Annotated in this window: 10 protein-coding genes; 6 read left to right on the forward strand and 4 right to left on the reverse strand. The window is 68.1% G+C overall.

All coding sequences use genetic code 11. The features are described from left to right. Nucleotides 1-79: 79 nt before the first annotated feature. From narI to KO481_RS26150, 4 genes are all read right to left on the reverse strand, one after another. The gene (gene narI, locus KO481_RS26135; RefSeq protein WP_215920715.1) at nt 80-823 is read right to left on the reverse strand and encodes a respiratory nitrate reductase subunit gamma; all 744 of its coding nucleotides are present in this window, start codon (nt 821-823) and stop codon (nt 80-82) included. After that, nucleotides 820-1,500: a nitrate reductase molybdenum cofactor assembly chaperone gene (narJ, locus tag KO481_RS26140; protein ID WP_215920716.1), complete on the reverse strand. Its 681-nt coding sequence runs from the start codon at nt 1,498-1,500 to the stop codon at nt 820-822. The genes narI and narJ overlap by 4 nt, the downstream gene beginning before the upstream one ends. 94 nt (nt 1,501-1,594) lie before the next feature. After that, nucleotides 1,595-3,295, reverse strand: a complete 1,701-nt coding sequence (gene narH, locus KO481_RS26145; RefSeq protein ID WP_215920717.1) for a nitrate reductase subunit beta — start codon at nt 3,293-3,295, stop codon at nt 1,595-1,597. A gap of 61 nt (nt 3,296-3,356) precedes the next feature. Continuing rightward, entirely contained in the window at nt 3,357-7,163 is a 3,807-nt protein-coding gene (locus KO481_RS26150; RefSeq protein ID WP_215920719.1) for a nitrate reductase subunit alpha, read from the reverse strand. Nucleotides 7,164-7,516: 353 nt separating this feature from the next. On the opposite strand from KO481_RS26150, the gene KO481_RS26155 reads away from it, so the two are divergent. The 6 genes from KO481_RS26155 to KO481_RS26180 all read left to right on the forward strand — a co-directional run bounded on the left by KO481_RS26155 (nt 7,517) and on the right by KO481_RS26180 (nt 13,997). Beyond that, the gene (locus KO481_RS26155) at nt 7,517-9,229 is read left to right on the forward strand and encodes a DUF3556 domain-containing protein (RefSeq protein WP_215920721.1); all 1,713 of its coding nucleotides are present in this window, start codon (nt 7,517-7,519) and stop codon (nt 9,227-9,229) included. A 56-nt stretch (nt 9,230-9,285) separates the two neighbouring features. Then, nucleotides 9,286-10,185, forward strand: coding sequence for an alpha/beta fold hydrolase (locus KO481_RS26160; protein WP_215920723.1), 900 nt, complete (start codon nt 9,286-9,288; stop codon nt 10,183-10,185). Nucleotides 10,186-10,192: 7 nt separating this feature from the next. Further along, nucleotides 10,193-10,948, forward strand: coding sequence for a MerR family transcriptional regulator (locus tag KO481_RS26165; protein WP_308166788.1), 756 nt, complete (start codon nt 10,193-10,195; stop codon nt 10,946-10,948). A 127-nt stretch (nt 10,949-11,075) separates the two neighbouring features. Further along, a complete protein-coding gene (locus KO481_RS26170; RefSeq protein ID WP_215920725.1) occupies nt 11,076-12,290 on the forward strand; it encodes a M20 metallopeptidase family protein in 1,215 nt (404 codons plus the stop codon). Then, complete coding sequence (locus KO481_RS26175) at nt 12,277-12,549, forward strand: hypothetical protein (protein ID WP_215920727.1); 273 nt, start codon at nt 12,277-12,279, stop codon at nt 12,547-12,549. Before KO481_RS26170 ends, KO481_RS26175 begins: the two co-directional genes overlap by 14 nt. Next, the gene (locus KO481_RS26180) at nt 12,546-13,997 is read left to right on the forward strand and encodes a sodium:solute symporter family protein (protein ID WP_215920729.1); all 1,452 of its coding nucleotides are present in this window, start codon (nt 12,546-12,548) and stop codon (nt 13,995-13,997) included. The genes KO481_RS26175 and KO481_RS26180 overlap by 4 nt, the downstream gene beginning before the upstream one ends. Nucleotides 13,998-14,039 lie beyond the last annotated feature (42 nt).

The raw sequence follows: 14,039 nt of genomic DNA on the forward strand, positions 1-14,039 counted from the left end.
GCACACTGGACCGGCGATGGGTCTGCGCACCAAGGGATTCGGGGCCTTACGACCTATGCGGGCCGGATGTCGTTGCGGCTCAGTGGCGTCCGGCCGGGGGGACGACCGGGGAGTCCCAGGCGCTGGCGTAACGACGCTTGTCGGCGGCGTCGATCTGCTTGGCGCGGTAGACGATATAGGGCCGGAACAGATAGCCGATCGGTGCGCTGAACATGTGCACCAGGCGGGTGTAGGGCCACAGCGCGATCAGGGTGAGGACGACCAGGCCGTGCAGCTGGAACGTCCAGGGGGTGCCGACCATCAGCTCGGGCTGCGGGTGTGGGGTGAAAAGGCTTCGGAACCAGGGGGATACGGTCTGGCGATAGTTGTAGGTGCCCCAGAGTAGGTTGCTGCCCAGCGTATAGAGCAGGCCGGTGACCAGCGCCGCGGTGAGCAGGACGTACATGAGCTTGTCGGTGCGGGAGGTGGCCTGGCGCACCGCGGGGACGGTGAGGCGGCGGTAGAGCAGGATGCCGATGCCGGCGATCACCGCCACCCCGGCCACGGCACCGGCCGACACCGCGACCACGTGGTACAGCTCCTCGGAGATGCCGACCGCATCGGTCCACGATTGCGGAATCAGCACTCCCAGGACGTGTCCGCCGACGACGCCGAGCATGCCGAAGTGGAACAGCGGGCTGCCCAGTCGCAGCAGCCGCGACTCGTAGATCTGGGACGAGCGTGTGGTCCAGCCGAACTGGTCGGCGCGATACCGCCACAGGTGACCGAGCGCGAACGAGGTAAAGGCGATGTAGGGCAGCGTGAGCCACACGGTGGTGGTCATCGGCGGCCCTCCGTCGCGGCGAATGCGAGCGGGTCCATGGCGAACGGCTCGAGGCCGACCTCCTCCTCCGGCGGGCCCTGGGCGGCGAGCTCGGCAATCCGCCGGCGATCCGGCGTGGTCAGCGGCGGCAGCGTGGCGTTGACCGCGGCCAGGATGTCCGCATGCGGAGATCCGCTGTCGGACAGGGACAGTCGCAGCAACTCGATGACCGGCACATGCTCGCCCAGTAACCGCTCGCCGCCGACCGGATCCACCGTGGCCGCGAATTCCAGCAGCACCGCAAGATGATCGGGCAGTTCGTGATCGCCGAGTTCGACACCGGCCTGGCGGTAGGCCTGCTTGAACCGCAGCAACGCCATGCCGCGCTTGCGGGTGTCGCCGTTGGCGTAGTAGGTCAGGTGCAGGCTGGCCCGGCGGCGCATGTCGAAGGTCTCGACGTAGTTCCGGGCCAGCGCGAGCGGGTCGGTGGTGCGCTGGTAATCCAGGAAGCGGCGCAGTCCGGTCTGGGTAGAATTCGGCAATTCCGCTGCGGCGTTGGCTAATTCGTCGGTCATGGCCAGGATGTCGCGGCTGGGGTAATCCAGGAGCAGGGCTGCGAGTCGCCAGATCAGGCGTCGATCGTGCTCGGTGAGGGCGAGGGCCGGTGGGCAGCGGCGGCCGACGGTCAGCAGGCTCATCGTGCGGGCCTTGCGCTGTCGGGGGCACCGTTGCACGACCGTCTCGGATGGGCGCGAGGATGGCTTGCGCTGGGGCGTGGTCGAGAACGATGCTTCATCGTGAAGCACCCGTCGTCTGCGCGGTGGGCTCGGTGTCCGACACGCCCTCGTGGTCCGCGAATCCGTTGTCGCCGTTGGCTTCGACAGCGCTGCCGCTGCTCTTGCGTTCGGGCAGCAGCCCGCTGGTCGAGCCCCCATCCCAGTTCAACAGATTCACTCGCGACGACTTCTGTTCCGGAGCAGCATCATTGGTATCGGTGAGGTGGAATTTCTCGGCCATCACATCGAACGCGGTCATACCCGGCCCACCGTCGGTGTCCAGGCTGCAGCCGGTGGCCAGCGAATCCAGTTCGTGCGCGCGGGAGGTCGCGCCGGACGGAATCACGTACCGGTGTTCGTATTTGGCGATGGCGAGCAGCCGGTACATGGCCTCGATCTCCTCGGGCTCCAGGCCGATGTCGTCGGTGATCGTGAGGTCCGGTTCCTGGCCCAGGTTGATCGACCGCATGAACGAACGCATTCCCGCGAGCCGCTGCAGCGCGGCGCGCACCGGCGCGATCTCGCCGGCGGTGAACAGCTCGGCCAGATACTCGAGCGGAATGCGCAGCGCGTCGATGGCGCCGAACAGGTTCGCGTGGTTCTCGCCGTCGTGCCCGGTCTCCGACAGCACATCGACCACGGGCGAGAGCGGCGGCACGTACCAGACCATCGGCATGGTCCGGTATTCCGGATGCAGCGGCAGCGCGATCTGGTAGTCCACGATCAGCCGGTAGACGGGCGAATCCTGCGCGGCCGCAATCCAATCCGGCGAGATGCCCGCGCGCTCGGCCTCGGCGATCACGCGCGGATCGTGCGGGTTGAGGAAGACGCCCAGCTGCGAGGGGTACAGCTGCGACTCCTCGGTCACCGAGGCCGCCTCGAGCACCTTGTCCGCGTCGTAGAGCATGACGCCGATATAGCGCAGCCGCCCCACACAGGTCTCGGAGCAGACGGTCGGGATGCCGACCTCCACGCGCGGGTAGCAGAAGGTGCATTTCTCCGCCTTGCCCGTCTTGTGGTTGAAATACACCTTCTTGTACGGGCATCCGGTGACGCACTGCCGCCAGCCGCGGCATCGGTCCTGGTCGACGAGCACGATGCCGTCCTCGGCGCGCTTGTAAATCGCGCCTGACGGGCAGGCGGCCGCGCACGCCGGGTTCAGGCAGTGCTCGCAGATGCGCGGCAGGTGAAACATGAACGTCTGCTCGAACTCCAGCTTCACCTGCTTGGAGAGCTTGGAGAGCAACGGGTCACGGCCGACCTGCTCGGGACCCGAGCCCAGCGAGTCGTCCCAGTTCGCGCCCCAGGTGACCTTGGTGTCCTCGCCCGTGATGAGCGACTTGGGCCGGGCCACCGGCGTGGTGTCCATCTGTGGGGCCGACAGCAGCGTGTCGTAGTCGTAGCTCCACGGCTCGTAATAGTCCTCGATCGTGGGCAGATCCGGATTGGCGAAGATGTTGAGCAGCCGCTTCATCCGCGACCCGGACCTCAGGGTCAGGCGGCCCCGGCGGTCCAGGGCCCAGCCGCCCTTCCATTTCTCCTGGTCCTGGTAGCGGCGCGGATAGCCCTGTCCCGGACGGGTTTCCACGTTGTTGAACCAGACGTACTCGGTGCCGGCCCGGTTGGTCCAAGCCTGTTTACAGGTGACGCTGCAGGTGTGGCAGCCGATGCACTTGTCCAGGTTCATGACCATGGCCAGCTGCGCCATGACTCGCATGATCAGTACTCCATTTCCTGGCTGCGTTTGCCGATGACACGGTGTGACCTCGTCGCGCTCATCAGTACTGCACCTCCTGGCTGCGTTTGCGGATGGTGGTGACCTCGTCGCGCTGATTTCCGGTGGGGCCGTGGTAGTTCAGCGCGAACGACTGCTGCGCATAGCCGCCGATGAGATGCGAGGGCTTGATCATGATCCGGGTCAGCGCGTTGTGGATGCCGCCGCGTTTGCCCTTGGCGCCGTTGACATTCGCGGTGCCCTCGATCCGGGGTACGTTCACCGCGCGGTCCTGGGCGTGGTACATGAACACCGTGCCCTCGGGCATGCGGTGCGCCACGATCGCCCGGGCCACCACCACGCCGTTGCGGTTGATCGCCTCGATCCAATCGTTGTCGGCCACTCCGATCTTCGCGGCATCGGCCGGGGACATCCAGATGGCCTGGCCGCCGCGCGAGAGCGTCAGCATGTGCAGGTTGTCCTGGTAGGCCGAGTGAATCGACCACTTGGAGTGCGGCGTCAGATACCGCACGGTGACGCCGTTCTCGCCGACCGCGCCGATGCCGGGCTCGCTACAGTGTCCAATTTTCGGCTCGCCGAAGAGGGCCGTCATATCCAGCGGCGGCCGGTAGATGGGCAACTGCTCGCCCAGCTCGATCATCCAGTCGTGGTCGAGGTAGAAGTGCTGGCGCCCGGTCAGGGTGTGCCACGGCTTGTTCCGCTCGACGTTGATCGTGAAGGGGGAGTAGCGGCGGCCGCCGGTCTCGCTGCCGGACCATTCCGGGGAGGTGATCACCGGCACGGGCCGGGCCTGGGTGTCCGCGAACGTGATGCGTTTGCCCTCGTGCTCGGCGGCCAGATCCGCCAGCTTGGTGCCGGTGCGGCGCTCCAGCGCCTCGAAGCCCTCCACCGCGAGCCGGCCATTCGTGGTGCCGGACAGCGCGAGGATCGCCTCGGCGGCATGGGTGTCCTTGGCCAGCGACGGACGCCCCTGGGCCACCCCGGAAACCACGGCGCCGTTGACGCCTCGCAGATACTCGACCTCGGCGTCGGGCAGCGTGGTGATCCCCTTGGTGGTGACGCCCAGGGTCTCCACCAGGGGGCCGAGAGCAGACATCTTCTCCGCGATATTCGGGTAGTCCCGTTCCACTACAACGAGTTTCGGCATCGTCTTACCGGGAATGGGCTCGCACTCGCCCTTCTTCCAGTCCCGCACGCGGCCCCCGGCCTGCGCCAGCGCGTCGGCGGTGTCGTGCTGCAGCGGCACCGCGACGATGTCCTTGCGCACGCCGAGATGCTTCTCCGCCAGCCACGAGAATCCGCGCGCGATCCGGTGGAACGCCTCGAAGTCGGTCCGGGCCTCCCACGGCGGGGAGATGGCGGGGGAGAAGGCGTGCACGAACGGATGCATATCGGTGGACGACAGATCGTGCTTCTCGTACCAGGTGGCGGCGGGCAGGACGATATCCGAGAACAGCGTCGTGCTGGTCATCCGGAAGTCCAGCGACAGCAGCAGATCCAGCTTCCCGGTGGCGGCCTCATCGCGCCATTCGAGCTCCTGCGGGCGCACGCCGGTAGCCTCGCCGGTCTGCAGGTTGGAGTCCGCGCCGAGCAGGTGCCTGTGGAAGTACTCGTTGCCCTTGCCGGACGAGCCCAGCAGGTTGGCCCGCCACACGGTCAGGCAGCGCGGGAAGTTCTCCGGGGCATCGGGATCCTCGCATGCGAAGCGCAGCTCGCCCGACTTCAGGCCGTCCACAACGTATTGCGCGGCGGGCTTCCCGGCGGCCTCGGCCTCGTCCGCCAGGTCCAGCGGATTGCGGTTGAGCGTCGGGTACGACGGCATCCAGCCCAGCCGCGAGGCCAGCGCGATGTTGTCCGCGGCCGTGCGCCCGGCGAATGCCCCCGTGCCCAGCGGCGAGGCGAAGGATTCGGAGGTGAAGGGGTCGTAGCGCCACTGGTTGTTGGTGAGGTACCAGAACACGGTGCCCTGCATCTGCCGGGCCGGGCGCTGCCAGTCGGCGGCGAAGGCCAGCGTGGACCAACCGGTCACCGGACGGCACTTCTCCTGGCCCACGTAATGCGCCCAGCCGCCGCCGTTCACGCCCTGGCAGCCGGTCAGCAGCGTCAGGGTGAAGAAGGAACGGTAGATCTGGTCGGAGTGGAACCAGTGGTTGGTGCCCGCGCCCATCAGGATCATGGACCGGCCGCCGGAACGGGCCGCGTTGTCGGCGAATTCGCGACCGAGCCGGGCGGCCTGCGCGGCGGGTACCCCGGTGATGGCCTCCTGCCAGGCGGGCGTATTGGGTTGGCTCGCATCGTCGTAACCGCTCGGCCAGACGCCGGGCAGGCCCGGACGCCCCACGCCGTACTGCGCGAGCAACAGGTCGAAGACCGTGGTCACCGTGCGACCCGCGACGACGGTGGTCGGCACGCCGCGGGTGACGACCCCGTTCTCGGCGCCCTCGAAGCGGGGAAATTGCACGGCCGCAGCGGCATTGGTGCGGCCGTACAAGCTCAGCGGGGGATCGATGTCCCCGAGATCCAGGTTCCAGCGGCCCTTGCCCGCCTCGGTGAAGCGGTGGCCCAGGGATCCGTTGGGCGCCCGCGGATTTCCGTCCGCGTCGAGCAGGACGGTCTGGAATTCCGCGCCCTCGGTATCGAACTCCTCGCGGCCGCTCCGGACCAGATCGGCCGCGGTGAGGAATTTGCCCGGTACGACGGTGGGAGCCTCGTAGTCGCCCTCGGAGTTCCAGCCACCGTCCCGCTCGTCCAGGACGACCAGATACGGCAGGTCGGTGTATCGCTTGACGTAGTCGGTGAAATAGGGAGTCGTGTTGTCCACGAAGAACTCTCGCAGCACCACGTGGCCCATCGCCATGGCCAGGGCGGCGTCGGTGCCCGGGCGGGCGGGCACCCATTCGTCGGCGAACTTGGTGTTGTCGGCGTAGTCCGGCGACACCACGACGACCTTCTGGCCGCGGTAGCGGGCCTCGGTCATGTAGTGCGCGTCCGGGGTTCGCGTCACCGGGACGTTCGAGCCCCACATGATCAGGTATCCCGCGTCGAACCAGTCCGCGGATTCCGGAACGTCGGTCTGATCGCCGAACACCTGCGGCGAGGCCACCGGCAGATCCGCGTACCAGTCGTAGAACGACAGCATCGATCCGCCCAGCAGCGAGATGAACCGCGCCCCCACCGCGTGCGAGACCATCGACATGGCCGGAATCGGCGAGAATCCGGCGACCCGGTCGGGACCGTATCGCTTGATCGTGTAAACGTGTGCGGCGGCGGCGATTTCGGCGGCCTCCCACCATTCCGCACGCACGAATCCGCCCTTGCCGCGCGCGGACTTGTACGCCTTCGCCTGCTCGGCGTCCTCGACGATGGACTCCCACGCCAGCACCGGATCCCGCAGCCGATCCTTGGCCGCGCGGTACAGCTCGAGCAGCGTGCCGCGCACATACGGATAGCGAATGCGCGCGGGCGAATACGTGTACCAGGAGAACGACGCCCCGCGCGGGCAGCCGCGCGGCTCGTACTCGGGCTTGTCCGCGCCCACCGAGGGGTAGTCGGTCTGCTGCGACTCCCAGGTGATGACGCCGTCCTTGACGTAGATCTTCCACGAGCACGAGCCGGTGCAGTTCACCCCGTGCGTGGAGCGCACCACCTTGTCGTGGGCCCAGCGGTCGCGATAGAAGTCGTCGGCCTCGCGCCCGCCCACCCGGTGCACCGAGCGCATATCCTCCGAGACCTCGCCGGGGGTGAAGTAGCGGCCCAGCCGCAGCAGCGCCTCCCCGGCCGGGCCCGGGGCGGCGGATCCCTGTGTTCGCGAAACAACCACACACGCCTCCGGGCAGCTCGAGTCGGACATCTGGTTTCGACTGTAAGGAGGGCCGCTCAGCAGGCAAAACGACACATTCACACCCCGCGCCAGGGCATTGTGAGCTGTGAGGCGGCAGAAACCTCACGGTCATCGTGGCGGCGTTGCGCGGATCCGGCGAGGCGGGTGCGAACTGGGGCGATCGGGGTGCGCGCCGATCGCGGGGAGCCGCGCGGGGACGTTCGGTGATCGTTTCGCAATGGCCGCTTCTCGGGCGCTTTACATTTGTTTACACGCCGATCGAGGGCCCGCTGTGATTGACAGCACACGGGGAGCGTGTCACCGTGACGAGGCCTGTAACCGGTTCTAGTTCGGGTCCGGGCGGTATCGAACGGGAGTGTGCGATGGGGTTTCTGCAACCGGATCTGCCGGTGGTCGACATGGCGGAGTGGAGTAGGGGGACGCGCAGCGAGCGAATCGAGCCGATGGCGCGGCACTGGGCCGAGGTGGGATTCGGCACGCCCGTGGTGATGCATTTGTTCTACGTCGGCAAGATCGCGCTGTACATCCTGGGCGGCTGGCTGATCATGCTGTCCACCACCGGAATCGACGGATTCCTCCGGGTCGGCAGCTGGTGGTCGGAGCCGATCGTCTTCGAGAAGGCGGTGCTGTACACGCTGTTGGTCGAGGTGATCGGGCTCGGCTGCGGATTCGGGCCGCTGAACAACCGCTACCTGCCGCCCTTCGGATCGATCCTGTACTGGTTGCGGCCCAGGACCATTCGGCTGCCACCCTGGCCGCGGATCCCGCTGACCGCCGGAACCGACCGCACGCCCGTGGACGTCGGGCTGTACGCGGCGCTGCTGGTGGCCACGGCGGTGGCGCTGTTCTCCAGTGGCGCCGGACCGCTGCCCGCGCTGCACACCACGGTGGGGCTGCTGCCGGCCTGGGAGATCGTGCTCGTGCTGGCGCTGCTCGCGGTGCTGGGCCTGCGCGACAAGACGATATTCCTGGCCGCGCGCGGCGAGGTGTACGCGCCGCTGGCGCTGAGCTTCCTGTTCGGCGCGGACGCCCTCGTCGCGGCCAAGTTGGTGTTCCTGGTGATCTGGATGGGGGCGGCGGTCTCGAAGCTGAACCGGCACTTCCCGTTCGTGATCTCGACGATGATGTCCAACAATCCCCTGCTGCGGGGAAAGTCGTTGAAGCGCATGTTCTTCGAGCATTTCCCCGACGATCTTCGGCCCGGTCGTCCCTCGCGGATCGTCGCGCACTGTGCCACTGCCGTCGAGTTGTGCGTGCCCGTCGTGCTGTTCTTCTCGCACGGTGGCCTGCCGACGGCCATCGCGGCGACGGTCATGGTGTGCTTCCATCTCGGCATCCTCACCGCGATCCCGATGGGCGTGCCGCTGGAATGGAACGTCTTCATGATCTTCGGCGTGCTGAGTCTCTTTGTCGCGCACGCCGATCGGGGCCTGGGCACGCTGGTGCATCCGGTGCCGGTTGTCCTGCTGTTTCTGGTGGTCGCCGGGACCGTGGTGACGGGAAATCTGTTCCCGCGCAAGGTCTCCTTCCTGCCGGGCATGCGGTACTACGCGGGCAACTGGGACACCACGCTCTGGTGCGTGAAACCCTCCGCCACGGCGAAGATCAACGCCAACATCCTGGCCATCGCCAGCATGCCGCAGGCCCAGCTCGAGCGCGTCTACGGCCAGGACCGCATGCCGATCCTGATGTATCTCGGATATGCCTTTCGCGCCATGAACACTCACGGCCGTGCGCTGTTCACGCTGGCGCACCGGGCCATGGCGGGGGCCGAGGAGACCGAGTACGTCGTCACCGACGGCGAGCGGATCTGCGCCACCGCGGTCGGCTGGAACTTCGGCGACGGCCACCTGCACAACGAACAGCTCATCGCCGCCCTGCACGAGCGCTGCGGCTTCGAGCCCGGCGAGGTGCGCGTGGTACTGCTGGACGCCCAGCCCATCCACCGCCAGACCCAGCGCTACCGCCTGGTGGACGCGGCCACCGGCGAATTCGAGAGCGGTGAGGTGCGCGTCGCCGACATGGTGACCCGGCAGCCGTGGGCCGACGACGTTCCGGTGCGGGTCTTCGGCTGACCCGCGCGGGATGAACGCTTGACCCTGACGCAGCGTCGGGGTTGCAGGCTTGCCGCATGACGAAGAACATCGTTTCCCCAGCCCGCCCCGCCCCGCCGGTCGGCGGGTTCCAGGAGGTCGATGGCCGCCGGGTTTTCGTGCATCGGCTGGGCAGCGGCGGTCCGGCAGTGGTGTTCCTGCCGGGCTCGGGCGCGGTCGGCCTGGACTATTTCGCTGTCCAGCAAGGGGTTTCGCGGTTCAGCACCGCCGTGGTGTACGACCGTGGCGGCACCGGGTACAGCGATCCGGTTCCGCTGCCGCGCACCGCCGCCGCGGTCGCGACGGAGCTGCACGAGTTGCTGCAAGCCCAGGACCTCGCCGCTCCGTACATCCTGGTCGCGCACTCTCTCGGCGGCGCCTATGCGCATCGGTTCACGCACTTGTACCCGCGAGAAGTGGCCGGGCTGGTCTGGGTGGACGGCTTCCACCGCGATTGGGAGAACGTCATGCCCGCGGCGAGCTCGGTCGTCCAGCAGACCGCACCGGATCCCGAGCGGATCCGCCCTGCCCTCCGCGAGATGTTCGCCGAACTGCTGGCGGAATTCCCGGAGCACATGCGGCAGCCGCTGATCGATGCCCATGTCGGTGACGAATGGCTCCGGGTCGCGGCCGTCGAGCGGGGGAGCTTGGCCGCACTCACCGTGGAGCTGCGCGCCGGGGCGGACATTCCCGATGTGCCGGTGGTCGCGCTGACCGTGGAGGGCATCGATCCCGGCCCGCTGGGAGCGATGCCGGAGCCGGCGATGCGCGCGATCAACGCGGGGATGCGCAGGATGGCCGAGGCCGTGGTGAGCGCGGTGTCGTCCGGGGAACATCGCGTCGTCTCGGGCGTCGGCCACCAGCAGTTGTGCTTCACCCGACCCGAGCCGGTCGTCCAGGCGATTCGTGACGTCGTCGACCGGGTGACTCGCGAATAGACTCGGCGTGGCCACGTTTCCCGAAGACCGGAGGCAGACGGTGCTCACGATCGGCCAGCTCGCGTCGGTCGCCGGGGTGACCGTGCGAACCGTTCGCCATTATCACCAGGTCGGCCTGCTGCCCGAGCCCGAGCGTGATGCCTCCGGTTACCGCCGCTACGGCGCGCAGGCGGCGGTGGATCTCGTCCGGATCAGGGCCCTCGCCGACGCGGGGGTGCCGCTGGCCCGTATCGATGCGATGCTGCACGCACAGCCCACCGAATTCGCCACCGCCATTACCGATCTCGACGCCGCGTTGCGGGCCAAGATCGACCAGCTCATCGAGCATCGGCGCCGCATAGCGGAATTGGCGAGCGGTGAAGAGCTCGTGCTGCCCCCCGAGATGGTCGCCATCCTGAACCGGCTGCGCGGCCTCGGAATCAGCGAACGGACGATCCGGCTCGAGCGGGACTGGTCGATCCTGCTGCGGGCAACGGATCCGGAGGCCGTGCCGGGCTGGATACGCGACAGGAACGAGGGTTTCGAGGACCCCGAGCGGATGCGCCTGTATCTCGCGTGTGATCGATCGGTCGACTGGGAACCGGACGATCCACGCGTGGATCGGCTCATCGACGACCTGGAGACCTGGGAGATCGCACACGACGGCAGCAGCAGGCCCGAGCACCCGACGCCGATCTTCTCCTTGATCGTCACCGAATCCCCGGCCTGGGCCCGCATCATGGCCGCCCTCGCCCACCGCGCCGAGCGGCGCCGGACCGGCTGAGCCGGGACGTAACGCCGATGTGAGGACTGGGTTGCGAGATTCGCGATTTCCTTGTGCGAGCCAACGGCGGGGAGAAAGATCACAAGCCCCGGATGTCGTTTGCCGGGGTCTGTTTCAGGAGGCCGCGATGGCGCTGCATGAGGATGCTTCCTCGCTCACCTCCGATCTTGTTGCGCTCCGGCATGATCTGCATCGGCGGCCCGAGATCGGACTCACCCTGCCACACACCCAGGAACGGGTGCTGGCCGCACTCGACCCCCTGCCGCTCGAGATCAGCACCGGCGCGGCGCTGACCTCGGTGACCGCGGTGCTGCGCGGCGCCCGGCCCGGCGGTCCGGCGGTGCTGCTGCGTGGCGATATGGACGCGCTGCCGGTCACCGAGCGCACCGGGGTGTCCTATGCCTCCGAGACCGGCGACACCATGCACGCCTGCGGCCACGACCTGCACGTCGCGATGCTGGTCGGCGCGGCGCAGCTGCTCGCTGATCGGCGCGAAAGCCTCTCCGGGGACGTGGTTTTCATGTTCCAGCCCGGCGAGGAGGGCTGGGACGGCGCCGGCAAGATGGTCGCCGAGGGGGTGCTCGATGCCGCCGGGCAGCGGGTGGTGGCCGCCTACGGGCTGCACGTGTCCGCGGCGTCGGTGCCGCGCGGGGTCTTCGCCTCCCGCAGCGGACCGATGCTGGCGGCCTCGGACCGGTTGATCGTCACCGTGCGCGGTGCGGGCGGGCACGGCTCGGCCCCGCAGCGCGCCAAGGATCCCGTCCCGGCGATGGCCGAGATGATCACCGGCCTGCAGACATTGGTCACCCGCACGTTCGACGTCTTCGACCCCGTGGTCGTGACCGTCGGCATGCTGCACGCGGGCACCCGGCACAACATCATCCCCGACGACGCGCACTTCGAGGCGACCGTGCGCACCTTCTCCCCGGCCAATCGCGAACGGATGGCCGAGGTGTCGACGCGGTACCTGCGGTCGGTCGCCGCCGCACACGGCCTGGACGTCGATGTGGAATACCGCATCGAGTACCCGGTGACCGCGACCGACGCGGCCGAGACCGATTTCCTGGCCGACACCGTCGCGGAGGTCTTCGGCCCGGACCGCTTCGCGCGCATGGCGAATCCGCTCACCGGCGCCGAGGACTTCTCCCGGGTCCTGAACCAGGTCCCCGGCAGCTTCGCCATGCTCGGCGCCGTGCCGCCGGGCATCGATCCGGCCACCGCCGCCTACAACCATTCCCCGCAGGCCACATTCGACGACTCGGTGCTGCCGGACGGGGCGGCGCTGCTGGCGGAGTTGGCGATTCGCCGTCTCGATCAGGAGGTGGCTGATGTCCGCCCGTGAGTGGTCCACGCGTGATCTGTACCTGCTCGGCCCGGTATTGCCCGCCGCGGCACTGGTTCTCACGCCGTGGCTGCCGTTCGTGAACGGCCCGCACCTGTGGTTCGGGCTGCCGTCGATGGTGGTGTGGCCGATGATCTGGCTGCTGCTCCTGGTGCCCGCGCTGGCGGGGATCGAGTGGGGGCGCACGCGATATCTGGAAGACGCCGAGGCGCTGGCGAATGCGGCCGCCGGTTCGGTGGAAGGCGGTGAGTCGCAATGAGTGTGACGCTCACCATCACGATCCTGGGCATGATCGTCATCGCGGCCGTCGGCCTCCTGGGCCGCCGTCGCCCGGCCCTGGATCTTGCCGAATGGTCGGTCGCCGGACGGAGTTTCGGCTCGGTCACGATGTGGTTCCTGCAGGCGGGGGAGGTGTTCACCACCTTCACCTTCCTGGGCATGGCCGGGCTGGCGTTCAGCGGCGGTGCGGCCGCGAGCTATTCGCTGCCGTACATTCCGCTGGCCTGCGTGATCTGGTACTTCGTGGGGCCCCGGGTCTGGAATCTGGGGCGGCAGCACGGGTACCTCACCCAGGCCGACTACTACGAGGAGCGCTACGGCAGCCGGGCTTTGGGCGTGGTGATCGCGGTGTGCGCCGTGGTATTCATGCTGCCCTACCTGCAACTGCAGATCACCGGGCTCGGGCTGATCATCAAGCTGGTCACGCACGATTCCACCTCCAGCACCTGGGGCGAGATCATCGGCACGGTGCTGACCGCGGCGTTCGTGCTGTGGGCGGGGATCCGCGGCACGGCGGCCACCTCGTATCTGAAGGATGCGCTGATGCTGCTGGCGGTGGCGATCGTCGTGGTCGCGGTGCCGATCCACTTCACCGGCGGGATCGGGCACGCGTTCCACACCATCCAGCAGGTACACCCGAGCATGCTGACCGTGCATTCGGGCCCGAATGACAAGGTGTGGTGGACCACCAGCATGCTGGCCAGCATGCTGGGCGCGGGATTCTTCACCTTCCCGCACACCTGGCCCGCCGTGCTCTCGGCCGGTAGTGCGCGCGGGCTGCGCCGCAACTGGGTGATGCTGCCGCTGTATCAGGTCACGCTGCTGTTCCCGATCATCGTCGGCTTCATCGGCATCGTGGCGTTGCCCAAGAAGACCTCGGCCAACGGGGTGCTGCTGACGCTGACCAATGGGGCGCTGCCGAGTTGGGTGGTCGGCCTGATCGCGGTCGGCGGCGCGGCGGCGGCGATGGTGCCCGCCGCGGTCATGGTGCTGGGTATGTCCACGATGGTGGCGCGCAACGTCGTGCGCAGCTCGGTGCCGCGCGTGCAGTTCTACACCAATCACGGTGTGGTCCTGGTGATTCTGGGGCTCGCGCTGGTGCTGGACCTGACCCGGCCCAACGCGCTGGCGAATCTGCTGCTGCTCACCTACAGCGGGCTGGTGCAGTTCGTGCCCGGGTTCATCGCCGGGCTGCGCGATCGTCCGCTGGTCGGCCGGAACGCGGTGCTGTGGGGCATCGTGGCGGGCGAGGCGTTCGTCATCTGGGTGACGTTCTGGAAGATCGGCCTGGCGAACGTGAACGCCGGGATCGTGGCGCTCGGCGTGAATCTGGTGGTCATGGCGCTGGTCGAGGCCGTGCTGCGGCTGCGCAACCGTGCCGAGACGCAGAGCCCGAGCGAGCGGGCGGGAGAGCCGTCCGTGGTGTGATCCGGCGATAGGCGGCGATGCGACGCCCCGGGCTTTCGGCCC

Source organism: Nocardia albiluteola, assembly GCF_018860155.1.
Classification (GTDB): domain Bacteria; phylum Actinomycetota; class Actinomycetes; order Mycobacteriales; family Mycobacteriaceae; genus Nocardia; species Nocardia albiluteola.

Excerpts from the sequence above, each read along its gene's own strand:
- narI (WP_215920715.1), bottom strand. The coding sequence starts at position 823 with ATGACCACCACCGTGTGGCTCACGCTGCCCTACATCGCCTTTACCTCG.
- narJ (WP_215920716.1), bottom strand. The coding sequence starts at position 1,500 with ATGAGCCTGCTGACCGTCGGCCGCCGCTGCCCACCGGCCCTCGCCCTC.
- narH (WP_215920717.1), bottom strand. The coding sequence starts at position 3,295 with ATGCGAGTCATGGCGCAGCTGGCCATGGTCATGAACCTGGACAAGTGC.
- KO481_RS26150 (WP_215920719.1), bottom strand. The coding sequence starts at position 7,163 with ATGTCCGACTCGAGCTGCCCGGAGGCGTGTGTGGTTGTTTCGCGAACA.
- KO481_RS26155 (WP_215920721.1), top strand. The coding sequence starts at position 7,517 with ATGGGGTTTCTGCAACCGGATCTGCCGGTGGTCGACATGGCGGAGTGG.
- KO481_RS26160 (WP_215920723.1), top strand. The coding sequence starts at position 9,286 with ATGACGAAGAACATCGTTTCCCCAGCCCGCCCCGCCCCGCCGGTCGGC.
- KO481_RS26170 (WP_215920725.1), top strand. The coding sequence starts at position 11,076 with ATGGCGCTGCATGAGGATGCTTCCTCGCTCACCTCCGATCTTGTTGCG.
- KO481_RS26175 (WP_215920727.1), top strand. The coding sequence starts at position 12,277 with ATGTCCGCCCGTGAGTGGTCCACGCGTGATCTGTACCTGCTCGGCCCG.
- KO481_RS26180 (WP_215920729.1), top strand. The coding sequence starts at position 12,546 with ATGAGTGTGACGCTCACCATCACGATCCTGGGCATGATCGTCATCGCG.